Below are 26,198 nucleotides of genomic sequence, written 5' to 3'. Positions count from 1 at the left end.
ATCGACGAGAGGAGCGGCGGTGACCAGCAGCGATACCATCGCCCCGACGCGTCGCGAACAGCTCAAAGCGCAGCGCCGCCAGCAACTGCTGGACGCGGGAGCCCGTCTCATCGCCGACCGCGGCTTCCTCGGCATGCGCCTGGAAGACCTCGGCGCGGCAGTCGGCATCAGCGGCCCGGCCGTCTACCGTCACTTCCCCAACAAGGAAGCCCTCCTCGTCGAACTCCTGGTGGGCATCAGCCAACGCCTCCTCGACGGCGGCAAAGCGGTAGCCGCCGAAGCCGCCTCCCCCACCGCGGCCCTCGAGGGCCTGGTCGACTTCCACCTCGACTTCGCCTTCGGCGAGCCGGAACTCATCCGCATCCAGGACCGCGACCTGGAGAACCTCCCCGACACCGCCCGCCGCCAGGTCCGCCGCACCCAGCGCCAATACGTCGAAGTCTGGGTAACCGCCCTGCGCGACCTCCACCCCGACCTCCCCGAAGCCGCCGCCCGAGTCCAAGCCCACGCCACCTTCGGCCTCATCAACTCCACCCCGCACAGCGCCCCCGCCACCGCCGCCAAGAGCGCCCGCCCCATCCTCCGCCGCATGGCCCTGGCCGCCTTGGAGTAACCACCTCAGCTGGTGGCACTCCGGAATGGAACCGATTGCGCGCGAGGCTCGATCAGCGCCGATCGCCTATTCCTGCGTGATTGTTCTGTGATCCACGCCTCACGGCAGACGGATGCGTTTGACACGCGCACACGATCACCGATTGACTCGGCGAATATTCGCGGGGCTAATGACACCGCCCACGGGCGGCGCATTCGGGTGCGCGTGGTCGGGAATCAGTAAGAAAGGTCGGGGGATTCGCGTGGCGAAACACCGCAGGCAAACCAAGTCCCAGCATCTCGCCGCACGCGCGGCAATGGGCGTACTGCCGATGACGGCGGTATTCACCGGTAGTGCGGTCGCACAGGCGGCACCCGCGTTCATCGCACCGCAGCCGGGCGTCACCAATCCGAATACGGCACCGGAGAACAACACCACCCCGCAGCAGCCGGGCGTCACACCTCCCAATTCGGCCGACGCCGTGCGCACTCCGCCCGCGCAGACCCATGTGTCGCCCGCGGATGACCGAGCCGGCGTCGCCCCCGAATCGGACTATGCCCCGATTCGCGAGGTCCCACAGCGCGATTACATCACCCCGATCCAGCCGCAGGAGTTGCACGCCCCCGAGCCGACTCCTGACGTCGCCGAGATCGTGCCCGTGGCCCGGGTGCTGCGGGCCGGCGATATCCAGATGGCCGCACCGGACTGGCTGTCCGCCGAGCAGATCGACGGTCTCAATTCCTCGTTCGCCCGCCCGGAATCCGAGATCTCGCGGTTCGGGCGTTCGGTCGGCCTCTCGCCGAGCCGCGCCGACAGTGTCGCCGCGGGAGCCGTGGCGGGCGCGGTCCAGGGCGCGGTGATCGGCTGCGCGGCCGGATCCACCCTCCAGATCGTCACCTCCCCCATCACCCTGGGGTTGAGCGCCATGCTGACACCCCTCACCTGTATCACCTGGGGTGGCACCGGCATGATCGCGGGCGCCATCATCGGCGCCGGACAGGGCGGACTGCGGTGATGCGCGAGCGGCTCGGAACGGCGCTGAAAGCCGCCACCGTGGCGGTGCTCTCGGTCTCCGTCATCGGCGCGACGGTCGGCGTCGCCCAGGCGGAACCGGCACAGACCGACAACCAGACCGGTTACTCCATCCACGGAACTGCCGGAGGCACAGGGTATTTCGCGCATTTCACCCCGAATCGCGACGGTGTGACCACGACGCTGGACTCGGCCACTTTCGCGGTGACCTCGGATGCCACTGCGGTAACGGTCACCGCGAACGACGGCACCGTCCTCGGCGCGCTGCCGCTGACAATCCATGCGGCAGAACGCGATATTGCGCTCGCCCCCACCATCCAAGATCAGGGCGCGACCCTCACCCTGCGCCCCATCGGCGCGCCCGCCCCGGTAGCGCTGCAGGACGTCGCCACCTCCAAGGAGCGCTGGGACGAGCAGGTCCAGCGCGGCACCTTCGGAGCCATGATCGGCGGCGCCATCGGCGGCCTCATCACCATCCCGTTCTGGATCTTCATCCTGCCGCCCATCCTCGGCATCGGAATCGGTGCAGGCATTGGCTTTCTGGCAGCGGGCGGGCAGCCGCTCCTCGACGCGGGCATCGCCTACTTCACCGGTCAGCCCTGACCAATAGACCCGAGAGTGGCGCAGTCGGATTTCGATCCGGCTGCGCCACTGGCGTTTCCGGCCGGGGGGACCGGGCCGCCGCCTCACCCCGCACGCCTTCGCGCTCATCCAACTGCCGGGTCAGAGCACCCCGGCCCGGGCCATGCGCCCTGGGATCGAGTCTCCGGCGGCCGGTGAATCATCGTGGATCGACCCGGCTATTCACCTTTGAGTTCTCGTTCCGCGGTGCGGAGGACGAGGAGGAAGCCGCCGCGGACCACGGGGAGGAACAGGCGGGTGCAGAGGGCGGGGAGGATCGGGGAGGCCAGTTCGAAGGTGGAGTGCCAGTGGACTCGGGTGCCGGTGGGGACCTCTTCGAAGGAGATGTGGCCTTCCTGATGGCGTAGGGGCGGAACGGATTTCAGGAGGGAGTAGCGCATCAGGGTGGGTGGGGTGTATTCGACTATCTCCTCGGTGATGCGGAGCAGGGGGGTGACTATGAGGCGGACCGCGCCTTCGCCGTGGCCGGTGGTGTGGCCGGGGCGGACGAGGGTTACTCGGCGGACGAAGGGGACGCGTTGGTAGTTGGTCGCGTCGGTGAGCCAGTCGAAGACGTCGGGGAGGGGAGCCTCGATGGTGCGCTGGACGTGCACTGTGCGCATGGTGGCTCCGATCTGTTGCCCTGAACCCGGTGGAAGCCTACGAGATCGGGGCGGGGCGGGAGGGTTTTCTGATCACGGTTCGGCCGCACCGGGAGCGACGGCCAGCAATCCGAACACTGTGAATGCTCCATAACTTATGCGGTGGCTAAAACTGTCAATACCCTTCCATTGACGAGAATGATCGGTAACATACCGCGTTGCGGCAGTCCGCCGGCGCCAACGACGGCGGCCACGGAAGGAATCTCCATGCTCAAACGGCTCGATCGCATACTCAGCTATGAGATGAAGGTGTCCGAGTTTCTCGGGACGCTGATCCTGCTGGGCATCCCGTACGGGCTCATCGGGATCGTCTGGACCCTCACGCACACTTCGCATTTGAAGCAGATGCACGGGTTGGACGTGCTGATCTCGTTCCTCGGATCCATCGTGTGCTGGCCGGTCCTCACCTTCTCGAATGTGTGCATGGCGTAATGATGGCGCTGGTCTGGCTCATCGACCTCCTCGTCATGGGGGTGAAGGTGCTCGGTGGGCGCATGGAAGTCAATCCGGTTCTGCGCGTGGCACTTTGGGCCGCCGTGTTGAGCACGGTCGGGGCGGGGATCGCGGCGCTCGGATTCGGGCTCGTGCTGCTGCAGCAGTATCTCGAGAACTTGGCCTGAGGGGGCGATGTGACCATCACCGAGAGACCGCGCACCGGGTACCGGCCACCGCCGCCGGAAAGCGGCGAGCTGGCGCGGATCACCGAAAGCGTTGCGGGACTGTGGAAGCGGCATCCGCAGCGGTCGCTGGAGACGCTGGGGCGGCAGGTGCTGCTGGGTCGGGAGGCCGTGCGGCAGCTGGTTCTCGCGCTGGTGCGGCGGCGGTTTCCGCTGCAGGAGTTCATCAAGCAGTGCGCGTTCATGACCAGTGTGTCGGCCGCGCCGACGGTGCTGGTGGCCATCCCCATCGCGGTGGTGGTGTCGATTCAGGTGGGCGCGCTGGTGAATCAGGTCGGGGCGACCACCTTCATCGGCGCGGTGGCCGGGCTCGGCATCATCCGGCAGGGTGCGCCGCTGGTCACCTCGCTCATGATCGCGGGCGCGGTGGGCTCGGCCATCACCGCCGATCTCGGATCCCGGACCATCCGGGAGGAGATCGACGCCATGAAGGTCATGGGCGTGGATCCGGTGCGGCGGCTGGTCGCCCCGCGACTGCTGGCGGCGGTGCTGGTGAGCATGCTGCTGTGCGGGTTCATCGTGTTCGTCGGCTTCGCGACGGCCTACATGTTCAATGTGTACGCGCAGTCGGGGACGCCGGGCTCGTTCATCGGCTCGTTCGCCTCGTTCGCGGTCGCCAATGACCTCATCATCGCGCTCGTCAAGGCGGCCATCTTCGGGGTGATCACCGCGATCATCGCCTGCGACACCGGATTACACGCGCACGGCGGTCCGGGCGGGGTGGCCAATGCGGTGAACTCGGCGGTGGTCAGCTCGGCGCTCATGCTGTTCGCGGTCAATATCATTCTCACCCAGCTCTACAACACGCTGCTGCCGACGAAGGTGATCTGAGGTGAGCAGCTCCTACACTCCCCCGGCACTCAAACCCGTTCGCGTGGTGAGCAATGCGCTCGCGGTTCCGGTGCAGGCCAATCAGCGGCTGGGGCATCAGACCATCACGTTCTTCCAGGCGCTGTTCGCTATTCCCTTCGTGCTCAGGCACTATCGGAAAGAGGTGCTGCGACTGACCGCCGATGTGGGCTGGGGCAATGGCTCGCTCATCGTGGGCGGCGGGACGATCGGCGTGGTGCTGGCGCTGTGCGGCTTCGCCGGAATCACCGTCGGCATGGAGTCTTTCACCGCGCTCAACCTGCTCACCATGAGCCCGCTCACCGGCGCCATCTCCGGCTTCGCCACCACGCGCGAGCTCGCGCCCATCGTGGCCACACTGGCCTTCGCCATTCAGGCCGGCTGCCGCTTCACCGCACAGCTGGGGTCCATGCGCATCTCCGAGGAGATCGACGCACTGGAATCCATTGCCATCCGGCCGCTTCCGTATCTGGTGAGCACCCGCATGATCGCGGCGACGCTGACCATCGTGCCGCTCTACAGCGTGGGGCTGGGCGTCGCGTATCTGGCGACCAAACTGTCGGTGCTCATTCTCGGCGGCACCACCTCCGGCACCTACGACCATTATTTCTTCCAGTTCCTGCTGGGGCCGGACGTGTTCTGGTCGCTGCTCAAAGTCATTGTGTTCGTGATGATCTCGACGTTCGTCCAGTGCTACTACGGGTATGTCGCGACCGGCGGCCCGGAGGGCGTGGGCGTGGCGGCGGGGCGCGCCATCAAGATGGTGATCGTCCTGGTGGTCTTCACGGATCTGTTCATGACCCTGGCTATCTGGGGTATCGACCCCGGCTTCCGGATCTCGGGGTAGGTGCGATGATTCTCGATCCCAGCGGCCGTGGTCCCACGGCCCGTCAGCTCACGCTCGCGGGGCTGGCCCTGATCAGCGCGGTGGCGCTGCTGCTGTACCTGCTCGGCCTGCGCTACACCGGGCGCTTCGAGGACAAGGTGCCGGTGACCGCACTGCTCACCAGCACCGGCGACGGCCTGCCCGCGCGGGCGGACGTGAAGTTCCGCGGCATGGTGGTGGGGCGCGTGGAATCCGTCGAGGTGGTGGCCAAGGGGCTGAGTCAGCGTGCGGAGATAGCCCTGAAACCCGGTATCGCCGAGACGATTCCGGCATCGGTGGCCGCGCGCGTGATTCCCAACAATATTTTCGGCGTCACCGCCGTGGAGCTGGTCGACACCGCGCCCACCCAGCAGAGCCTGCGCGCGGGGGCGACCATTCCGGAGGACACCAGCGAAGGCACGGTGCAGTTGCAGACCACGCTGAATGTGCTGCGCACCGTCCTGGACAATATCCAGCCGGAGAAGCTCGGGCGCGTGCTCGGAACCCTGTCCGCCGCACTGGATCCGCAGTCACGGGTGCCGGGCTCGACCATCGAGCGGCTCGACACCTGGCTCACCGAGATCCACTCGGTGCCCGGCATCGGCAATCTGCTCGGCGATCTCGGCCAGGCGGCCACGGCGCTGAGCCAGTCCGCACCGGAACTCGTCGGGCTGCTGTCGAAGTCGGTGACGACGGCGCGCACGCTCACCGAGCAGCGCGCGAATCTCATTGCGCTGCTGACCAATGGCAGTGCCGCGGTGGATTCGGTGAACAGCCTCTTCGCCGCGAACCCCGATTCGGGCAAGGTGCTCGTCGCGGGCCTGGATCAGCTGTTCGGCAGTCTGGCCCAGGATCCGCAGGCCATTCCGTACGCGATCGCGAATCTGAATACCGCGCTGCAGCGGTTGCAGGGCGTGTTCACCTTCGGCCCGAAGAAGCAGATGGTGTGGAAGATGGACGTCTCCCTGACGCCGTTCCAGCAGTACACGGCCGAGGACTGCCCGCGCTACGGCGAGCTCGCCGGACCACGATGCGGCGGTTCGACCGTTCCGGAAGTGGCTCCGGCGCAGCAGGTTCCGGCATCGTACGAACAGCTGCGCGGTTTGGAAGCCGTGGCCGCGGTCGTGGGCGGTCAGCCGACCATGGCGCAGGCGCTGCTGCTCGGCCCGGTGCTGGCCGGCGGCTACCTGGTGCCCGCCGAGGCGGAGGGCGGCAAATGAAGTCCGGCGGTTTTCGATCGGGTTGGGCGCTCACGGGTTTCAGCCTGTTCGCGGCGATGGCGATCGCGCTCACCTACATGATCTGGTCGACGCTGCAGCGCTCGGTTCCCGGTGCGACGCACAGTTATTCGGCCGTCTTCTCCGATGTGCTGGGTCTGCGGGTGGGTGACGACATCCGCATGGCGGGGGTGCGGGTCGGCCGGGTCGACAAGATCGACTTCACCGACGGTTACCGCGCCCGGGTGGATTTCCGCCTCGAGGCCGACCAGCATCCGACCACCTCCACCAAGGCGCTGGTCAGGTATCAGAACCTGATCGGGCAGCGGTATATCGCGCTCATGCCGGGCAAGGAGGCGGGTGTGCCGCTCGAGCCGGGCGGGCAGATTCCGATCGAGCGCACCGAGCCGTCCTTCGACGTGTCGGCGCTGCTGTCGGGGTTCGAACCGCTGTTCAGCGTGCTGCAACCGGATCAGATCAATTCCTTGTCGGAGACGCTGATTCAGGCGCTGCAGGGCAACAATGTCTCACTCAGCGCGTTGATCACGCAGGCCGCGCAGTTGGCGTCGACCTTCGGGCAGCGCGATCAGATCCTCGGCGATGTCATCGCCAATCTGAGCAGCGTGATGGCGGGTCTGGCCAATCGCAGCGGCGAGCTGGAAACCCTGATCACCCAGACCCGTTCGCTGACCGAGGCGCTCTACGCGCAGGGCGAGGTGCTGAAGGGCTCGGTGGATCGCGTTGCCTCCGCGACGGATTCGCTGGTGAACATTCTGCGGCAGGTGAAACCCGGTATGGCGCAGGCGCAGATCGACGCCACCGCCGGCGTCGCCCTGCTGCTGCTCAATGGCGCGTCCCTGGATCAGGCGGCCGTCGAGCTGCCCGAGGTGCTCAATGCCGTCGCGCGCTTCAGCAGCTACGGCACCTACGGCAATGCCTATCTGTGCCGGCTGGACGTGTCGCTGTGGGGCGTGCTGCTCCCGCCGGGTCTGTTCTCGCAGATCGGCGGCAATGCGCAATCGGAGGTGTGCCGATGAGGAAACGACCGCGGCTGCCGGGATTCCTCGGCAACCGGTATCTGCGAGTGGGTGTGCTGACGGCGGGATTCGTGGTCCTGCTGCTGGTCGGCTCCACCGCGTTCAAGCAGGCGCGCCTGGGCGACAGGACGATTCAGGCCGAGTTCGCCCAGGCGGCGGGACTCCGGCCCGGAGCGACCGTGGATGTGTCGGGCATCGAGGTCGGGCAGGTGTCGGCGGTCCGGCTGGCCGGTGACAAGGTGCTGGTGGATCTGAAGGTGCGCAAGGACATCCGTCTCGGGACCGATGCGCGCGCGGCCATCAAGATGTCCACGATTCTGGGCCGCCTGCACGTGGATCTGGTGCCGGGCAGCGGAGAGGGCCTGCCGGACAATCGGATTCGCATCGAGAACACCACGGTCCCCTACAACCTGGGCAAGGTCGTCCAGGATCCGAAGTACCGGTCCTCCTTCGAGCACATCGAGCGCATCGACGCGAACAAGCTGCGTCAGGCCCTGGACACGGTGAACCAGCAGATGGGCGCCTCCCCCGAACTGGCCGTGCAGGCGCTGGACAGCGTCGGCGCACTCGCCAAGGTCATCAATGACCGCCGCGACGAGGTGGACACCCTGCTGAAAGGCATGGACACGGTGTCGCAGCTGGCGTCCGACAATCAGAACAGCGTGCTGCTGTTGCTCACCCGCGGTGAGGCCATCGGTGCAGCGGTGCAGCAGCGGCAGACCCTGCTGCAGCAGTTGCTCGACAATGTGGCCTCGCTGTCGCAGCTGCTGCAGGAGATGGGCCTGGAGAACGGTGATCAGCTGGGCCCGCTCATCGGCGATCTGAACACCATGTCGGAGGGGCTGGAGAAGAACCGGGACAACCTCTCACGGCTGTACGAGATCATGCCGGTCACCTTGCGGCAGTTCAACAATGTGATCGGCAACGGGCCCTACGGCGAGGTGTGGGCGCCGTGGTTCTTCCCGGACAACTGGCTGTGCGCCACGCAGGTGATTCAGGGGTGCGGGTAATGAGAATTCGAGTAGTGGCCAAACTGGCGGCGCTGTGCTGCGCGGCGGCGATGGGCTCGGGATGTTCTGTACTGCCCGAATCACTCGGGGCCGGACAGTATCTCGGTGATCGCATGCGCATCAGCGCGGACTTCGAGAGCGTGGCCGGCATGTACGCGGGCAATGAGGTCGCGGTACTGGGTGTCCCGGTCGGCACCGTGGACTCGGTGACGCCCAAGGGCACCTATGTGCAGGTGGTCATGTCCATCGATCGCGGGGTCAAGGTGCCCGCGGATGCCATTGCGGCGCTGGTGAATCCGCAGCTGATCACCAACAGGCATGTGGAGCTGGCCCCGGCCTACACCGGCGGTGACGCGCTGGCCGACGGTGCGCACATCCCCTTGCAGCGCACCAGGGTTCCGGTCGAACTCGATCGGATCCTGGCGAACTTCGACCAGCTGGGCGCGGCGCTGAAGGGCGACAACGAGACCGGGCCCATGGCCAGCCGGGTGCTGTTCCCGCTGCTGAACGGGAACGGCGACCGGCTGCGCGAAACGCTGGACGCGCTGTCCTCGGCGTTCGAGCTCAGCCTCGCCAACAAGGATCAGATCGCCAACACCATCATCAAGCTCAACGAGGTCACGCAGGTCATCGCCACCAATGATCAGACCGTGCGCGATTTCAGCGGGCGGCTGACCGAACTGGTGAACCTCATGGGCGAGCAGGCCCCGGGCTTGCAGGCGGTGCTGGCGCAGCTGGACGCCTTCGTCACCAATACGGCAACCCTGGTGGGCGAGAACAAGGATCAGCTGGCGGGGGCGCTCACGCGCTTCGTCACCATTACCGAGCAGATGCGGGCGAATGCACGCGGGCTCACCGAGATCGTGGACGTGGGTCCGCTCATGTTCCAGAACCTGGCCAATGCCACCAGCAAGGAGCATCAGGCGCTGCGGCTGCACGGCGTGCTCGACAAGGTGCTGCTGGATAACGAGATCCTGTCCATGTTCTGCGAGCGGGTCATGATGCGCGTGGACGGCTGCCGCACCGGCAAGATCGAGGACTTCGGCCCCGACTTCGGGCTCACCGCAGCGCTATTGGGAATGACGAGTACGAAATGACCAGAAGCAGAATCAATCTCGGTCGCAGCAGCCGGATCGGCGCGGCGGCGCTGGTCACGGCCGCGGCGCTCACCGGCGCGACCGGCTGCGCGGTGACGGTGGACAGCGTGCCCATGCCGAAGCCCGGAATCGGCCGGCCCGGCTACACGATTCACGCCGCCTTCACCGATGCGCTCAATCTGCCGGACCGGGCGCACGTGAAGATCGGCGGCACCGATATCGGCGTGGTCACCGACATCAAGACGACCAATTTCATAGCGGACGTCCAGATGCTCATCCGAGAGGACATCAAACTGCCCAGGGGCACGACCGTCGAACTGCGGCAGGGGACTCCGCTGGGTGACATGTTCGTGGCCATGACCCTGCCGACCGCCGCGGAGGCGGGTGCGGAGCTGCGCGACGGCGACACCATCGGCACCGATATGACCGCCGCGGGCGCATCGGTGGAGCAGCTCATGATGTCGATCTCCATGCTGATCAATGGCGGCGGCATCAATCAGGCGGCCAAGATCACCTCGCAGATGGACTCCATGTTCAGCGGGCGCGCACCGCAGCTGCAGCACCTGATCACCGAAATGACCGGTGTCATAGCGGCTTTGAACCAGCGCACCGGCGATATCGACAGCGTGCTCACCGGCTTGGACGTGCTCACCGGCGAATTGGCCAGGCGCAAGGCCGAACTCGGCGCGGCGGCCGACACCTTCCCGGGGCTGATCGGGCTGTTCGCGGAGAACAATCAGCAGATCGTGGACCTGCTGGCCAAGGTATCGACCACCATGAGCGCCCTCGGCGACTTCAGCGACACCACCGGCGCCGAATTCGTGAGCCTGTTCGGCAGCATTCAGCAGCTCATGTCCGGCTTCGCGCAGAGCGATCAGCTCACCGCGGCGCTGGACGGATTGCACTCTCTGACACCGTCACTGCTGGCCAGCATGCGCGGGCCGACACTGGCCGTCGCGGCGACCGTGTCGTATTTGAGCATCGGCGCGCTGACTGATCCCAGCGGCAGCCGCCTGCCGGAACTCGGGGACGTGCCGCAGTTCATCGGAAGTCTCGCGCAGGTGCTGGAGAAGGTCTTCGGACGGCTCACCAGTCCCCCGCGGCTGCCCGGCGACACCACCGCCCCGCCACCGGACGCACCCGCCGAGCCCGCGCCGGAAGAGGGAGGCGGTCGATGAATTCATTACTGTGGCAATGGATCACACGGAAACGCATCGCGATCGCGAACCTCGGCCTGGTGGCGGTGCTGCTGGTCGGCTGCGGCTATATCGGCGGCTATGTGCTGCGCTTCAACCCGCTGCCGCACACCTATCGGGTGACGGTGGAGCTGGCTTCCTCGGCCGGGCTGTCGGCGGGCAATGACGTCACCTTCCGGGGCAGCCGGATCGGGCGGGTGCTGGAGGTTCGGGTTTCCGGGGACGGGATCGCCGCCGTCGCTGATATCGAGGATGCGGTGCGAATTCCGGTGGGCGGCACCGTGGCCGTGGGGCGGCTGTCCGCGGCCGGGGAGCAGTACCTGGACTTCCGGCCGGACTCCGACACCGGACCGTATCTGCGCGATGGTGATGTGGTGGAGCGCTCGCGCACCACCGTGCCGGTGACCATCCAGTCGGTGTTCAGCAATCTGAGCGACTTCATCGGCGGCATGAATCCGGACCGGTTGAACGTGATCATCGACGAGCTCGACAAGGCGCTGGCCGGTGGCCCGGATCGCCTGCGCAATATGGTGTCCGGGATCAGCCGGGCCATGGCGGGGCTGAGTGATCTGCTGCCGCAGACCCGGCAGCTCATCGAGAATCTGGAGATCATCGCGGACACCACCGCGCACGCCCAGCCCGATCTGGGGACGCTCACGAGAGCGGGCGGAGTGCTGTTCGAGCAGTTCGCCGCGGCCGACGCCGAATTGCGCGGGCTGCTGGAACGCGGGCCGGACCAACTGGCGACGCTCGGCGGGTTCGTGAGCGAAACCCAGGACCCCATGACGAATCTCGTGACGAACTTCGTGGCCATCACCAAGGCGGCCAAACTGCGGGCACCGGCCATCGCCGCATTGTTCCCGGCGCTGCGGGCCGGGTCCGAAGCGCTCGGGGTGCCGGCACACGACGGGGCGTATCACACGCTCATCGATCCGTGGCCGCGGCCGATCTGCGAATACGAGACCATCCCGGTGGTACCGACCGAGGTCACCACCGATACCCGGGTGCGGCTCTACAACTACTGCGTCACCAGCAATCCGGCGCTGCAGGTGCGCGGGTCCGCCAATGCGCCGCGACCGGATGTGCCCGACAACGGCGTGACCGCGCCGCCGGGGGTCACCGGCGACGAACTCACCCAACCTCTGCCCAACCGATAGGAGCCGCAACTCATGAGTGAAGTCGAATTGGGCAAGGCCGCACCGGAAACAACGGAGTCCGAGACCACCGCAGGTGCGTCCGAGGATACGGACGCGACCGAATCCTCCGCGCCGAAGCGCCGTTTCGCGCTGCCCGCGCTCGGTGTCCGCGCGACCGCGGGCCTGCGGATCGCCGCAGCCGCCATCGTCGGGGCATCCGTAGCGTCGAGTGTGTACTTCTTCCTGCAGAACGAACGCAGCACCGAGCTGATCGACGCGCGGGAGGCCGCGCGCTCGGCGGCCTGCAATTACGCTCCGTTGCTAGCCACGTACGACGCGAAGAACCTGGACGCGTATTTCACCGCCGTGCTGGACGGCGCCACCGGCGACTGGCGCACCCAGTTCGACTCCACCAGCAAGGATCTGCGCGAGGTGCTCACGCAGGGTCAGGTGGTGTCGAAGGCGACCGATGTGCAGTGCGGGATCCGGACTTCCGACGAGTCCTCGGCGGAGGCGATCGTGGTGATCGGGCAGACCATCACCAGTCTGGGCACCCAGAACAAGCCGTCGCCGGGGCAGCTGTCCATGGTGATGCGGCTGGAGAAGCAGGGTGATCGCTGGCTGGTGAACAAGGTCAATTCACCGATGGCGCAGCAGGCCACCCCGTGACGGCCCGCCGTCGAGCCGGCCGCCAACCCGGCAGGGGCGCAAACGACCTGGTGACTACCATTGCCGATATGAATGTCGAGGAGCGTCGCCCCGCCGGCAGCACCCGTGACGACGCCCCGCAGCCGGCCGAGCAGCGGGTGATCCGCCGCCGCCCGAAGAACCGGCGGGCCCAGATCGCCGCGACCTCCGCGGCCGCGTTCGGTTCGCTCGGCTATCACGGTGTGAGCATGGAGGACATCGCGACCCGGCTCGGCATCTCCTCGGCCGCGCTGTATCGGCACTACCCGAGCAAATACGCGCTGTTCCGGGAGGAACTGCTGCGGCTGGGCACGCTCACCGTCGAATCCGCCACGCCCCCGCCGGAATCCGAGGGCCTCACCCCGGCGCAGCGGCTGGACGCGGTGCTGGACAAGGTGATCGCGGAGACCATCGCCAACCGGGCCACGGTCACGCTGGTGCGCTGGGAACAGCGCTATCTCGACGACGCCGACCGGCAGACGCTGGAGAATCAGTTCGCGCAGGCCCTGCGCTCACTGCGCGAACTGATCAAGGCGGTGCGGCCGGAACTCGACGGGCACGATCGCGCGGTGCGGGCGGTGGCGCTGCTCAGCATTGTGAGCAGCATCGGCGACCATCACGCGGCGCTGCCGGTGAAATCGCTGACCGCCCTGCTGCATTCGGCCTGCCGCGAGCTCATCGCCGCGGAGCGCATGGGCATCGAGTACACCGAAACGGCGGCCCCGCGCGCGGTGGAGATTCCACAGTCGTTCAAGCATGAACTGCTGCTCAAGAAGGCCGTGGAGCTGTTCCACGAGCGCGGCTATCCCAATGTGAGCGTGGAGGATATCGCGGCGGCGGCCGATCTGTCGGCGGCCTCGGCGGTGTACCGGTACTACCGCAGCAAGAGCGATCTGCTGGCCGCGGCCTTCCGGCGCGCGGCGGATCGGGTGTCGGGGGCGATCGGCCCGGCGGTGTCCTCGTCGTCGAGTCCGGCGGAAGCCCTGACCAAGCTGGTAGACCTCTACGTCGCGGGCTCGTTCGCCGAGCGTGAGCTGACCTACGTGTATTACGCCGAGTTCGGCCATGTTTCGCCGGAGGAGCGGACCATGTTGCGCAATGTGCAGCGGCTCATCGTGGCCGAGTGGGTGCGGCTGCTGGTGGCGGTGCGGCCGGAACTGTCCGAGGGCGAGGCCCGGATTCTGGTGCAGGCCGCGTTCGGCCTGGTGGTGGACCTCGGGCGGGCCTTCCATGACGATCAGCGCATGTGCCCGCAGGACAGGGTGATTCGGCTCATGGAGGTCACCCTCTTCGGTGCGACGGCACCGGCTCCCTGAGCGGCTGCCAGCTGCCGCCTATCGGGAACCGATGACCGCCGCGACCGGGCGCCGGACCACCCTGCGCCCGGTCCGCCGCGCCGGATCGGCCGGACAGCCGGGCACGGGCTATCCGCCGGCGGCGGCGATCGGCGACACGGGGGTGAAGGGGGCGTAGTCGCGCACGTGTCCGTTGTCCCAGTCCCACAACGAGAGTGGATCGACCGAGACACCGCTCTGCAGAATGAGGCGCCAGCCGGCGTCCTCGCGCTGCCAGATGTCACCGTCGCGGTCCCAGTAGAGACCGACGGTGTGCGGTTCGACCGTGTCACTTCGGCTCATGGTGTTCCTCTCCACGTGAAAGCTATCCGCCAGCAACTGCACGAACTCCGTCGACCACACGCCGTAGCCTGCGATCGACCCCACGGCAGACCCTTCTTGTTCGGCGGACGCCACGACCGTCACCATTGCCAATCCCTTCCCTGTGTCGATGGCGAAAAGTATTCGCCGACCGACTTCCGGGAAACTTTCGTGCGGATTATGGCGTCTCTTCTGAGCAAATATATTTGCCAATCATTCGCCAACGCATGAAGCGGAGTGGGCGAGTCGAATTCGAGTGCGACTTCCCGCCGGTCGCGCGGTGCGCGGTGGAATAATTCGGTTTTCGGCAACCCCCCGAATCGGCACGGAGGTTGTAGCGGATCATGGCGGAACCGCGCGTACACGTTCTCGGGCCCATTCAATTGATTATTGAAGACCGACCGGTCGGATTAGGCGCGACCATGTTGCGCGCGGTATTGGCCCGGCTCGTCGCCGCGGGCGGCTACACCACCACCGCCGACCGGCTCATCGACGATCTGTGGGAAGGCAACCCGCCACCCACCGCGACCTCGGTGCTGCAGGTGCACATCCACAATCTGCGCCGCGTGATCGAACCCGATCGGCCGCGCCGGGCGCGCTCGCGCTATCTCATCTCCGAATCCGCCGGATACGCCCTGCGACTCGCACCGGAATCGGTGGACGCGTGGCGGTTCGAAGCGCTGCTGCGCGACTACGAGGAGCGCGTGCGCACCGGACTGCCCGATCCGCTCGACCGCCGCCGGCTCCTCGACACCATGCTGGCCTGCTGGAACGGCGCGGCCTACGAGGGCCTCACCGGATTCGGCTGGGCGGCACAGGAAGCCGACCGGCTGACCGATCTGCGACTCACCGCCGTCGAGAAACGCGCCGAGCTGGAACTCGAACTCAACCGGCCCACCGAAGTCGGCATCGAACTGCGCGCCCTGTTCGACGAACACCCCGAACGCGAGGAAATCGCGCGCCTGCTGGCCACCGCGCAATATCGGACCGGCCAGCAGGCGCAGGCACTCACCACCCTGCGGAGATCCCGCGAATATCTCGGGCAGGAATACGGCATCGACCCGAGTCCCGCACTGCGCGAACTGGAAACGGCCATCCTCGGCCACTCGGAATCGCTCGCCGCCGGCGGGGTTCCGAGCGGTCCCGCCCCGGTGGCGCGAATTCGGAGAATCCGTGAAAGCAGCGGCTACCGGCGTGAACACGCCCTGCTGCGGGAAACAGCGGCGGTAGCGGAAACCCGCCATCTGCAAATGGTTTGGGTAGCGGGCGAAGCGGGTGCGGGAAAGACGACGCTCACGGAATCCGCGCTCGCCGATCTGGCCGCACAGGGCTGGACATTTCTGCGCGGTGGATGTCCGGAGGTGGACGGCGCGCCGCCCGCGTGGGCGTGGGCCGAAGTGCTCACCGCACTCGATTCGGCGGCATCGGGAGATCTCGCCACCGGTGACGCGTTCACCATCGCGAGAACCGTGGTGGCACTGTGCACCTCACGCTGCGCGAACGGGCCGGTCGCCATTCTGCTGGAGGACCTCCATCGCGCCGATACCGCGACCCTCCAGGTGCTGCGTCAGGTGGTGAACTGGCTGCGCGGCCGGCCGGTGCTGCTGGTGGTCACCCTGCGCGGATCGGAGGCCGGGCAGGCCCTGCACGCCACCGCCGCGGCACTGGCGCACCACACGGCCGAATGGCTCGAGCTCACCGGCCTGGACCTGGATGCGACCCGGCAGCTGGTGCGCTCCACCGGACTCGACGACCTCGGCAGCGCGGAACTGGAGCGGTTGCACGCGCGCACCGGCGGCAATCCGCTGTTCGTGCGAGAGATGGCCAAACTCATAGCGGCACAGCGCAGTACGGGCGATCGGGAGAATATTCCGGATTCGATCCGGGAACTGGTCAGCACGCGGCTGCGCCGGTTGAGCCCCGACGTGGCCACGGCCCTGGCACATCTGGCCATCTGGGGTGACGGGGCGGATCTGCGGCTGCTCAGCGTCACCAGCGCGATCACCGAGGACCGGCTGATCGATCTGATCGCCGAGGCCGAGGTGGCCGCACTGGTGCGCACCGATCGCACCGGACGAATCACCTTCGATCACGCGCTCATCCGCGACACCGTGTACCTCGGCATTCCCCGCCTGCGCCGGGTCCGGATGCACTGGGCCGCTTTGGAATTGCTGGAGAACCATGCCGACGAGTTCCCGGGCCTGGCGCGGGATCCGGATATGCTCGCGCATCACGCCCTGCTCGGCGCACGGCCCGAAACCGCTTCGCGGGCTATCGAATACGGCCTGGCGGCAGCACGGCGCAGCACCGACCGCGGTATGGCCGCCGACACCGCGCGGCTGTGGCAATCGGTGGCCGAGCTGCATGAACTGGCCGGGCACGCGGCAGCGCACGCGGACCGGACGGACCGCGTCGCCCTGCTCGACGCGCGATGCGCGCTCGTCGACGCGCTGGCCTACCAGGGCCGCTGGACCGCCGCGAGCGATGCCCGAGGCCAGGCGGTGCGGCTGGCCCGGGAGATCGGCGAACCCGCCCTGCTGGTGCGGGCGCTGACCTGCTGGCGCGCCCCCATTCTGTACCCGGCGCTGGAGTGGCGGGATCCGGAACACCGGCTGATACAGGCGGTGCGGGAATGCCTGGCCGGGGAGGTGACCGATGCCGATCGGGTGCGTCTGCTCGCGGTGGCGGCCTACGAAAGCGCCGGGGACTACCGGTTTCCCGGGCGCACCCGCCGGTTCGCCGACGAAGCGCTGGCGATCGCCCGCACCTGCGACGACCCCGAACTGCTGTGCGTCGCCATCGCCGCGGGGATCGTCAATCGGTTCACCGCCGCCGAGGACGCCGCACTCGCGCACGAGCTGTTCACGGTCGCTGACCGCCACCAGCTCAGCCACTTCCGGACCGTCGGGCACTACATGCTCATGCGCTGCGCGCTCGCCGCGGTCGATCTGCGCGAGGCGTGCCGGCAGGCCGAACTCGCCGTGCTGACGACAGCCGACGCCCAGCTGGCACAGTTGATGGCCCTGATGGACTGCTTCCCGCCGGTGGTCGCCGCCCTGCGCGGAGATCTGCCCGAAACCGAGAGGCTCTATGCCGAACTCGACGACAAGCTGGCGCGGCTGGGCTTCGACGAGGCCGGCATGATCCGGGCCGTGCCCAGCCTCGCGCTGGCCTGGGCCCGCAACACCCCGGCCGACACGGTGGATCGGATGCACCGGATGTACATGCTGGCACCGGGATTCGGCAGCGCCGCCTACGCGCTGGCGCTGGTGCACGCCGGCGAACTGGACCGAGCGCGGGAAATCTACCTGGCGACAGCGGACCTGCAGCCCGAGATAGCACCGTCGGCGGAGTACACAGCCCGCGCGTATGTCGCGCTGGCCCTGGGCCTCACCGAGGAACTGTCACCGCTGTACCGGCGACTGCTGCCGGACTCGGGCACCATTGTCGGCCTCGAGTCGACGGGGGCGACCTTCGGCACGATGGATACCGTGCTCGGCCTGCTGGCCGCGGCGATGGGCGACGCCGAGCGCGCGGCGGCCCATCACGCCGCCTCCGCGGAGCTCATGCGACAGGTCCGGGCCGAACTGGCGGATCTCACCCTGCCGCAGTTCGGAAGCGGCGCCGTCACGTTCCCGAACAGAGGTGAATTGACGCCGACGTGAATCGGGGACCGCTCCCCGCCGAAATCGACGCGGCGCTGTCCGACGCGCTGACGACGCACAGCCCGCCAGGGCGAGAAGCCCTGGCGGCCTGCGGCTTTCAGCTGCCCGTTTTGGGTGGGAAGCTGAACGACGAGCCGGTGCCCAGCAATGTGGCCAAGGTATTGAGCAGGTTCTCCACCGCGCTACCGCTTGTCATGGCAAGTCCTGCTTTCAGATGAGCGGGGTCGGGGCCGGGGTCCCCGGGGTGACGCTGGTCGAGGAACCCGAAGAGATCAGGTTCGCGATGGCCGTGAGCAGGTTGCCGAGGCCGCTACCGCTGTCCATATCGATACTCCTTGTAATGCTCTGCGCTGTAACGGAACCGCTACTTGCGGGGGCCGCTGCTGATGGTGGATCCGGTGCTCAGGAAGTTCAGGATCTGAGTGAGGATCGCGCCGATGTCCACGCCGCCGGTGTCCATATGTGTTTCCTTTCCTTTGGTTTGCGAAAGCTTTTGTTCCGCACGTCTATTCGGCTTCGGCCATTTCCTCGATCAGCGACTTGGGCCGCATGTCGGTCCAATGGCACTCCACGTACTCGAGGCAGTCCTGTCGGCGTGCCGGTCCGTGGGCGATGCTCCAGCCGCCGGGCACGGCGGCGAACACCGGCCACAGCGAGTGCTGTGCCTCGTCGTTGACCAGCACATAGAACTGAGCGTCTTCGTCGTCGAAGGGATTGCTCATCGGATTACCTCTCGATCTTCGCCGAACCCCGGATGTGAATATAGCCCTTTTCAGATATCTTTCACCACAATTCGCGGATCGAGAATGCGAGCGACCTGCGCCAGTGCCTCCGGGGCGGTCATGCGCCAGTGCGTGGCCGCGACCGCGTGGGTGTGGATGACGCCGTCGATCGCCTCGGTCCAGCCGGTGACGCCCCGCGTGCAGCTCGGATCGTCCAGTGCCGCAGCGAAATACACGAGCTCGCCGGTGAACCGCCGGGGGCGGTAGTCGTCGGTGAGCGCGGCCGAGCGCAGGCCCGCGTCCAGCGCGCGGGTCAGGCGTTCGACGCCCAGGGTGGCGAACGGCTCCGGCAGCGCGGCCAGACGCTCGGCCAGGGCCGCCGTCGTCGTGACCGCGCCGAGGTCCAAGTCGGCCGCGAGATCGCCGAGCAGCCCGCCCAATACCTCGGGCAGATCGGCGGTCTCGTCCGCACCCGCCCGCGGATCCAGGTGGCTGTCGAGCATGGCCAGCAGGGCCACCTCCTCGCCCGCCTCCTGCAGCTGCACGGCAATGGCGTGTGCCAGCACGCCACCGAGGGACCAGCCCAGCAGGTGGTAGGGGCCGGACGGCTGCACCGAGCGCATGGCGTCCACGTACAGCGTCGCCCAATCCTCGATGGACTTGGGCATTTCCGCGTCCGAGGTCAGCGCCGGTGATTGCAGGCCGTAGATCGGGCGGTTCCGGTCCAGCTGCGCGGCCAGGCCCGCGAACGACCATGCCAGGCCGCCGACCGGATGCACGCAGAACAGCGGTTCCGCCGAACCCGTGCGGCGCAGGGGCAGCAATACGTCGAAGGCGGATTCGGCGGCGAAGTCGCGCGCTCCCGCCCGGCGGGCGGTGATCTCCGCGACCAGGTCCGCCGGGGTGGCGGCGGTGAACAGCCACAGCACTGGAATCCGTTCGCCCAGTGCGGCACTCAGCCGGGCGGCCAGTCGGGTGGCGACCAGTGAAGTGCCGCCGAGTTCGAAGAAGTTGTCGTCCAAGCCGATCCGCTCGACGCCGAGCACCTCCGCGAAGGCCGCACAGACGGTGGATTCCAACACCGTTCGCGGGGAACGGAATTCACGTGCCGCGAACTCGGGCGCGGGTAGTGCGCGTCGATCCAGCTTGCCGGAGGCATTGAGCGGGAAGGTGTCCAGCTCGACGAAGGCCGACGGCACCATGTACGCGGGCAGCCGCCGCGCCAGGCTCTGCCGGAGCCCCTCGGTGTCGAGGACCGCTCCGGCCGCCGGGATCAGGTAGGCGACCAGATGTTCGGCCGCCCGGTCGGCGTGCACCACGACCACGGCCTGGGCCACGGATTCCTGTGCGGTGAGCACGGTTTCGATCTCGCCGAGCTCGATGCGCAGGCCGCGCAGCTTCACCTGGAAGTCGGTGCGGCCCAGGTACTCCAGTTCACCGTCACGGGTCCACTTCACCAGGTCGCCGGTGCGGTACATGCGCTCGCCGTAGCCGAACGGATCCGGGACGAACCGGTCCGCGGTCAGGTCCGGGCGTGCCACGTAGCCGTCGGCCAGCTGATCACCCGCCAGGTACAGCTCACCGGGCACACCCTGCGGCACCGGCCGCAGGCGCGAATCCAGCACGTACACCTGGGTGTTGAAGACCGGGCGGCCGATCGGCACGGTGGCGGTGTCGGCATCGGTCACCTCGTGATAGGTGACGTCGACGGCGGCTTCGGTGGGACCGTACAGGTTGTGCAGTCGCGCGCCGGTGAGCGCGCGCAGCCGCTGCGCGACACCGGCGGGCAGCGCCTCACCCGAGGCGAAAACCCTCCGCAACCCGGTGCATTCCGGCGCTCGTCCGTCGACAGCGTCCGCCCCGCCCTCTTGCAGGGTTGCTACGAACGCGGCCAGCATGGATGGCACGAAGTGCACCGTGGTCACGCCCTCGGCGGTGATCAATCGCGCCAGGTAGGCCGGGTCGCGGTGGCCGTCCGGGGAGGCGAGCACCAGCCGTGCGCCGACCTGCAGGGGCCAGAAGAACTCCCACACCGACACGTCGAAGGTGGCCGGGGTCTTCTGCAGCACGATGTCGTCGGTGGTGAGCCGGTAGGCGAACTGCATCCAGACCAGGCGGTTGACAATGGCCGCGTGGCTGACCGCCACGCCCTTGGGGCGGCCGGTCGAACCCGAGGTGAAAATGACGTAGGCGGTATTGGCCGCGTCGAACTCGCGGACTCGTTCGGACGCGGTGATCGGATCGGCCGGGTACCCGCTCAGGTCGAGCAGATCCGTTCGGACCACCGGGTATTCGGTGTGCACGTCCACGTCACCGGCGATCAGCACCAGGGCCGGACGCGCGGTGCCGAGGATGTGGCCGACACGCTCGGCCGGCTGGTCCGGATCGACGGGCACGTAGGCCGCGCCCGCCTTGATCACGGCGAACAGCGCCACCATCAGATCGACCGAGCGCCGAATGGCCACGGCCACCCGATCCTGCGCGCCCACGCCCTCGTCGATGAGGAAGCGGGCCAGGCGATTCACCCGGGCGTCGAGCTCGGAATAGGTCAGCAGGTGCTGTCCCACACCGGTTCCGGCCTCGTCCGACACCAGGGCGACGGCGTCCGGATGCGCGGCCACGGCCGCGTCGAACAGGGAGGCCAGGGTGGGGCGGGGCTCGGCGTCGATATCGGCGCGGGTGCGGTTCCAGTCGACCAGCAGGCGCATGCGCTCGTCGGCGTCGAGCACCTCGATATCGCCCACCACGGCGGTCTCGTCGGCCACGACGGCGTCGAGCACGCGCAGGAACCGGGCGATGAAGCCCTCGACGGTGTCGGCGTCGAACAGGTCGGCGGCGTAGGTGAGCGCGCCGGAAATACCTGCGGGAGCGCCGCTTTCGTCGTAGGTGTCGGTGAGGTACCAGTGCAGGTCGAACTGCGAGACCTGGGTCTGCGACTCGACCGCCGCGACGGTGAGGCCGGGCAGTTCCAGGGTGTCGGGCGCGAGGTTCTGGAAGGACAGGCCCACCTGGAACAGCGGATGCCGGGCGGTGGAGCGCACCGGGTTGAGGGCCTCCACGAGCCGTTCGAACGGAATGTCGGCGTGCGCGAAGGCCGCCAGGTCGCGTTCGCGCACCTGGGCGAGCAGATCCGCGAAGCGCGCGTCGCCGCGCACCTGGGTCCGGAAGACCAGCGTGTTCACGAACATGCCGATCAGATCGTCCAATTCGCGTTCGCCGCGGCCCGCGACGGGTGAGCCCACCGCGATGTCGGAACTGCCGGACAGCCGCGCGAGCAGCACCGACAGCGCGGTCCGGACCACCATGAACAGCGAGGCATTGTGCGCGCGGGCCAGCCGCCGCAGGCCCGCGTGCCGTTCGGCGTCGATGACGAAACGCGCCGCGCTGCCGCGATACGACTGCACCGCGGGCCGCGGGCGGTCGAGCGGCAGCTCCAGCTGATCGGGCAGATCGGCGAGGGCTTCGCGCCAGTACGACAGCTGTACCGCGGCAATCGATTCCGGATCGTCCTCGGAGCCCAGCACCGCGCGCTGCCACAGCGCGTAGTCGGCGTACTGCACCGGCAGCGGCGTCCACGCGGGCTGCTCCCCCGCCACGCGGGCGGCGTAGGCGACCATGAGGTCGCGGGTCAGCGGCCCGGTCGACGCGCCGTCCCCGGCGATGTGGTGCATGACCACGGCGAGCACGAACTCGTCGTCGACATCGTGAACCGCGAACAGCGCCAGGCGAATCGGCGGCGCGGCGGTGACATCGAAGGTGGTGGCGGTGAATTCCGCCAGCTCCGCCGCGAGCTCCGCCTCGGCGACGGTCCGCAACTCCAGTTCCGGCACCGGCTCACCCACCGACCGGATCACCTGCACCGGACCGGCGACGGACGCCGACTCCGGGTAGACGGTGCGCAGAATCTCGTGGCGGGCCACCACATCCGCGACCGCGGCGCGCAGGGCCCGGACGTCCAGGGCTCCGGTCAGCCGCACCGCGGCGGGCACGTTGTAGGCGGTGGAGGCGGGATCGAGGCGGTTCAGGAACCACATGCGCTGCTGCGCGGGCGAGAGTGGAATCCATTGCGGCCGTTCGGCTGCCACCAGCGGATGACGCGCGCCGGACCCGGCGAGGTCGGCGACGCGCGCCGCCAGGGCGGCGACCGTGGCGGCCTCGAACAGCAGTCGCACCGGGATGCGGGCGTTCAGGGCCGCGCCGAGCCGGGCCATGACCTGGGTGGCGAGCAGGGAGTTGCCGCCCAGTTCGAAGAAGTCGTCGTCCAGGCCGACGCGTTCCACGCCGAGCACCTCCGACAGCGTCGTGGCGAGCAGGCGTTCCACCGGCGTGACCGGTTCCCGGTACGGGCGGGCCTGGAATTCCGGTTCGGGCAGGGCCTTTCGATCGAGCTTGCCGACCGGGGTCAGCGGGACCTCGTCGAGAACGACCAGCGCCGACGGCACCATGTGCGACGGCAGACTGCGCGCCGCGTGCGCGGTGAGCAGGCCGGGGTCGATGGTGCGGCCCGCCACGGGCAGCACGTAGGACACCAGGGCCATGACGCCGGCGGGAGTCTCCCGGCCCAGGGTGACCGCGTAGTCGACGTCCTCGTGCGCGGTGAGCACCGCGTCGATCTCGCCGAGTTCGATGCGGAAGCCGCGGATCTTCACCTGGAAGTCGGTGCGGCCCAAATACTCCAGCTCCCAGTCCCCGAATCCGGCGGGCGCATGCGGCTTTTCGCCGGGGAGTTCGATCCAGCGCACCAGATCGCCGGTGCGGTACATGAGTTCGCCCGGTCCGCCCCACGGGTTGGCCAGGAAGCGTTCCGCGCTGGTGCCGGGGCGGTTGTGATAGCCCCGGGCGACAGCCGCGCCGCCCACGTACAGCTCGCCCGCCACGCCCGGCGGCACCGGTCGCAGGCGTGCGTCGAGCACGAGTGCGGTGCTGCCGGGGACCGGGATGCCGATGGTCACCGGCACGCCCGCCACCAGCAGCGCGTACGCGGAGGAGATGGTGGCCTCGGTCGGTCCGTAGCTGTTGACGAAGCGGCGGCCCGGCTGCCAGCGGGCCAGCAGTTCCGGCGTGGTGGCGTCGCCGCCGGCGCCGATCACCTCGAGGTCCGGCAGGCCGGACGGGTCGACGGTGCCGAGCATGGCGGGCGTGATCATGGTGTGCGTGACCCGTTCGGCGCGCAGCAGATCGGCCAGTTCCTCGCCGCCGACCATGCCGGGCGGGGCGATCACGAGGGTCGCGCCGCTGTGGAAGGTCATGAGCCATTCCTCCAGCGACTGGTCGAAACTCGGCGAGCACACGTGCAGGACGCGGTGCCGGGGCTCCACCCGGCACAGTCCGGCCACGTGCGCGGTCAGGTTGGCCACCCGGGCGTGAGTGACGGTGACGCCCTTGGGCAGACCGGTCGAGCCGGAGGTGTAGATGGTGTACGCCGGATGCGCGGCGCGCAGCCGGGACCGGCGGTCGTTGTCGGTGACGGGAGCCGAAGACTTTGCCGTGCAGAGGCTTTCGACCGCGAGGTCGTCGAGCCGCAGCCAGTTCGCCGAGTCCGGCAGCCGATCGGCGTGGGCGCTCGTGGTGAGGCCCAGCACCGCGCCGGAGTCGACCACCATGTGGCGCACCCGGTCCTCCGGGTACGTGGGGTCGACCGGCACGTACGCCGCGCCCGCCTTGGCGACCGCCCACACCGCCGCGATCATGTCGTAGGAGCGCGGAAGGGCCAGTGCCACGGCGGTTTCCGGGCCGACGCCGCGATCGATGAGGACCCGGGCGAGCTGGGAGGAGTAGCCGTCCAGTTCGCCGTAGGTCACCGAGCGGCCGCCGTCGCGCACCGCGATGCGGTCCGCGCCCCAGCGCACTCCGTGCGTGAACAGGTCGGGCAGCAGCCCCTGGGCCAGGACGTCACCGCCGGACATACGGGTGAACCGGTCGTATTCGGCGTCCGAGAGCAGCGGCAGATCGCCGACCGGGGTCTCGGGCCGGGTGGCGATCGCCTCCAGCAGGCGCACGAAGCGAGCCGCGAAGCCCTCCACCGTGGCCGGGTCGAACAGGTCGCGCGAGTAGGACAGGTCGGCGAGCATGCCGACGCCGTCGCGGTCGGTCTCGTACTCCTGCACGGTGAGCGAGAGATCGAACTGTTCGCTGTCCAGATCGAAATCGACCGCGGCGACCTGCAATCCGGGCAGTTCGAAGGTGCGCTCGGGCAGGTTCTGGAAGGTCAGCATGACCTGGAACAGCGGATGCCGCGCGGTGGACCGCTCCGGCTTCAGCAGTTCCACCAGCCGTTCGAACGGCAGATCCGCGTGCGCGAACGCCTGCAGATCGGTTTCGCGGGTGCGGGCGAGCAGCTCGGTGAAGCTCTGCTGGCCGGGCACCCGCGTCCGCAGCACGAGGGTGTTGACGAACATGCCGATCACATCGTCGAGTTCGGCCTCGCCGCGCCCGGCGACCGGGGTGCCGACGGCGATGTCGTCGGTGCCGGACATGCGCGCCAGGAAGGTGGCCAGGGCCGCGTGCACCACCATGAACACGGTGGCATTGTTGGCACGGGCCAACTGCCGCAGGCGGTCTCGCAGTTCCGCGGAGATCGGGAAGGCGATCCGCCCGCCGCGCGCGGACTGCACGCTGGGGCGCGGGCGATCCGACGGCAGGTTCAGCTCGTCGGGCAGCCCGGCGAGCGCCTGCTGCCAGTAGCCGGCCTGGGTCGAGATCAGGCTCCGCGCATCGTCTTCCGAGCCGAGGACCTCACGCTGCCACAGCGCGTAGTCGGCGTACTGCACCGGCAGGGCCGCCCAGTGGGGTTCGGCCCCGGCGGTGCGGGCGGCGTAGGCGGTCATGACATCGCGGGTGAGCGGGCCCATGGACCAGCCGTCGGCGGCGATGTGGTGGGCGGTGAACACCAGCACGTGTTCGGTGTCGTGCACCCGGAACAGGGCCGCCCGCAGCGGAACTCGTGCGGAGACGTCGAATCCGGCGGCGACCACCTCGAGGATGCGGTCGCGCAGATCGGCGGCGGGCACCGGGATCGGGGTCAGATCCGGCACCGCCTGCTCCGCCGGCAGGATGTACTGATAGGCGCCCTCGGGTGTGTACGGGTAGACGGTCCGCAGCACCTCGTGCCGGGCGATGACATCACCGACCGCCGATTGCAGTGCGGCGGTGTCGAGTTCACCGGTGAGCCGGACCGCGGCGGGCACGTTGTAGGCCGCCGAATCCGGATCGAACTGGTTGAGGAACCACATGCGCTGCTGGGCCAGGGACAGCGGGAGCCGATCGGCCCTGTCCCCCAGCGTCTCTCGCAATCCGGCGGTGAGGGCGATCCGGCCGCCCGCGCCGAGCTGCCGCCCGACCAGCACGGCCAGGTCGGCGACGGTGGCCGCCTCGAACAGCAGCCGGACCGGGACGCGGGCGTCCACGGCCGCGCCCAGGCGCGCCGCCACCTGGGTGGCCAGCAGGGAATTGCCGCCGAGCGCGAAGAATTCGTCGTC

Annotated in this window: 20 protein-coding genes (1 of these 20 running past the window's edge); 16 read left to right on the top strand and 4 right to left on the bottom strand. The window is 68.3% G+C overall.

What is annotated here, in order from left to right; genetic code table 11:
* Positions 1-19 precede the first annotated feature (19 nt).
* From H0264_RS09215 to H0264_RS09205, 3 genes are all read left to right on the top strand, one after another.
* Positions 20-613, top strand: a complete 594-nt coding sequence (locus H0264_RS09215) for an SACE_7040 family transcriptional regulator (RefSeq protein WP_181583575.1) — start codon at positions 20-22, stop codon at positions 611-613.
* Positions 614-854: 241 nt separating this feature from the next.
* Entirely contained in the window at positions 855-1,607 is a 753-nt protein-coding gene (locus tag H0264_RS09210) for a polyadenylate binding domain-containing protein (RefSeq protein WP_181583574.1), read from the top strand.
* Positions 1,607-2,227: a DUF8020 domain-containing protein gene (locus H0264_RS09205; protein WP_181583573.1), complete on the top strand. Its 621-nt coding sequence runs from the start codon at positions 1,607-1,609 to the stop codon at positions 2,225-2,227. Before H0264_RS09210 ends, H0264_RS09205 begins: the two co-directional genes overlap by 1 nt.
* 197 nt (positions 2,228-2,424) lie before the next feature.
* On the opposite strand, the gene H0264_RS09200 is transcribed toward H0264_RS09205, so the two are convergent.
* Positions 2,425-2,868: an SRPBCC family protein gene (locus tag H0264_RS09200; protein WP_181583572.1), complete on the bottom strand. Its 444-nt coding sequence runs from the start codon at positions 2,866-2,868 to the stop codon at positions 2,425-2,427.
* 246 nt (positions 2,869-3,114) lie between these two features.
* Between H0264_RS09200 and H0264_RS09195 the strand changes: the two genes are divergently transcribed.
* The 12 genes from H0264_RS09195 (at position 3,115) to H0264_RS09140 (ending at position 13,994) form a co-directional block, all read left to right on the top strand.
* On the top strand, positions 3,115-3,339 hold the full coding sequence (locus H0264_RS09195; RefSeq protein WP_181583571.1) for a hypothetical protein: 225 nt from the start codon (positions 3,115-3,117) through the stop codon (positions 3,337-3,339).
* The gene (locus tag H0264_RS09190; RefSeq protein ID WP_181583570.1) at positions 3,339-3,527 is read left to right on the top strand and encodes a hypothetical protein; all 189 of its coding nucleotides are present in this window, start codon (positions 3,339-3,341) and stop codon (positions 3,525-3,527) included. Before H0264_RS09195 ends, H0264_RS09190 begins: the two co-directional genes overlap by 1 nt.
* 69 nt (positions 3,528-3,596) lie before the next feature.
* Entirely contained in the window at positions 3,597-4,415 is an 819-nt protein-coding gene (locus H0264_RS09185; protein WP_231087170.1) for an MlaE family ABC transporter permease, read from the top strand.
* 1 nt (position 4,416) lies between these two features.
* The gene (locus tag H0264_RS09180; RefSeq protein WP_181583569.1) at positions 4,417-5,280 is read left to right on the top strand and encodes an ABC transporter permease; all 864 of its coding nucleotides are present in this window, start codon (positions 4,417-4,419) and stop codon (positions 5,278-5,280) included.
* Between the two features lie 5 nt (positions 5,281-5,285).
* A complete protein-coding gene (locus H0264_RS09175; protein ID WP_181583568.1) occupies positions 5,286-6,518 on the top strand; it encodes an MlaD family protein in 1,233 nt (410 codons plus the stop codon).
* Entirely contained in the window at positions 6,515-7,552 is a 1,038-nt protein-coding gene (locus tag H0264_RS09170; RefSeq protein WP_181583567.1) for an MCE family protein, read from the top strand. Before H0264_RS09175 ends, H0264_RS09170 begins: the two co-directional genes overlap by 4 nt.
* The gene (locus H0264_RS09165; RefSeq protein ID WP_181583566.1) at positions 7,549-8,562 is read left to right on the top strand and encodes an MCE family protein; all 1,014 of its coding nucleotides are present in this window, start codon (positions 7,549-7,551) and stop codon (positions 8,560-8,562) included. Before H0264_RS09170 ends, H0264_RS09165 begins: the two co-directional genes overlap by 4 nt.
* On the top strand, positions 8,562-9,659 hold the full coding sequence (locus H0264_RS09160) for an MCE family protein (RefSeq protein WP_181583565.1): 1,098 nt from the start codon (positions 8,562-8,564) through the stop codon (positions 9,657-9,659). The genes H0264_RS09165 and H0264_RS09160 overlap by 1 nt, the downstream gene beginning before the upstream one ends.
* Complete coding sequence (locus H0264_RS09155) at positions 9,656-10,837, top strand: MlaD family protein (RefSeq protein ID WP_181583564.1); 1,182 nt, start codon at positions 9,656-9,658, stop codon at positions 10,835-10,837. Before H0264_RS09160 ends, H0264_RS09155 begins: the two co-directional genes overlap by 4 nt.
* Positions 10,834-12,012, top strand: coding sequence for an MCE family protein (locus H0264_RS09150; protein ID WP_181583563.1), 1,179 nt, complete (start codon positions 10,834-10,836; stop codon positions 12,010-12,012). The genes H0264_RS09155 and H0264_RS09150 overlap by 4 nt, the downstream gene beginning before the upstream one ends.
* 12 nt (positions 12,013-12,024) lie before the next feature.
* Positions 12,025-12,660, top strand: a complete 636-nt coding sequence (locus H0264_RS09145; protein WP_181583562.1) for a hypothetical protein — start codon at positions 12,025-12,027, stop codon at positions 12,658-12,660.
* A 68-nt stretch (positions 12,661-12,728) separates the two neighbouring features.
* The gene (locus H0264_RS09140; protein WP_181583561.1) at positions 12,729-13,994 is read left to right on the top strand and encodes a TetR/AcrR family transcriptional regulator; all 1,266 of its coding nucleotides are present in this window, start codon (positions 12,729-12,731) and stop codon (positions 13,992-13,994) included.
* 108 nt (positions 13,995-14,102) lie between these two features.
* Here the strand turns inward: H0264_RS09140 and H0264_RS09135 are convergent, their stop codons facing one another.
* Positions 14,103-14,441, bottom strand: coding sequence for a hypothetical protein (locus H0264_RS09135; RefSeq protein ID WP_181583560.1), 339 nt, complete (start codon positions 14,439-14,441; stop codon positions 14,103-14,105).
* A 314-nt stretch (positions 14,442-14,755) separates the two neighbouring features.
* Between H0264_RS09135 and H0264_RS09130 the strand changes: the two genes are divergently transcribed.
* Positions 14,756-17,998, top strand: a complete 3,243-nt coding sequence (locus tag H0264_RS09130; protein ID WP_181583559.1) for an ATP-binding protein — start codon at positions 14,756-14,758, stop codon at positions 17,996-17,998.
* A gap of 506 nt (positions 17,999-18,504) precedes the next feature.
* Here the strand turns inward: H0264_RS09130 and H0264_RS09125 are convergent.
* Positions 18,505-18,720, bottom strand: a complete 216-nt coding sequence (locus H0264_RS09125) for an MbtH family protein (protein ID WP_181583558.1) — start codon at positions 18,718-18,720, stop codon at positions 18,505-18,507.
* A gap of 50 nt (positions 18,721-18,770) precedes the next feature.
* On the bottom strand, positions 18,771-26,198 hold the 3' end of the coding sequence (locus H0264_RS09120; RefSeq protein WP_181583557.1) for a non-ribosomal peptide synthetase. 24,687 nt of this gene lie beyond the right edge of the window; 7,428 of the gene's 32,115 nt are visible here — the last part of the coding sequence; its start codon lies off the right edge, out of view — the gene reads right to left on this strand; it ends in the stop codon at positions 18,771-18,773.

Source organism: Nocardia huaxiensis (genome assembly GCF_013744875.1).
Lineage (GTDB): Bacteria > Actinomycetota > Actinomycetes > Mycobacteriales > Mycobacteriaceae > Nocardia > Nocardia huaxiensis.
This window is presented reverse-complemented; position numbering and strand designations above follow the sequence as displayed.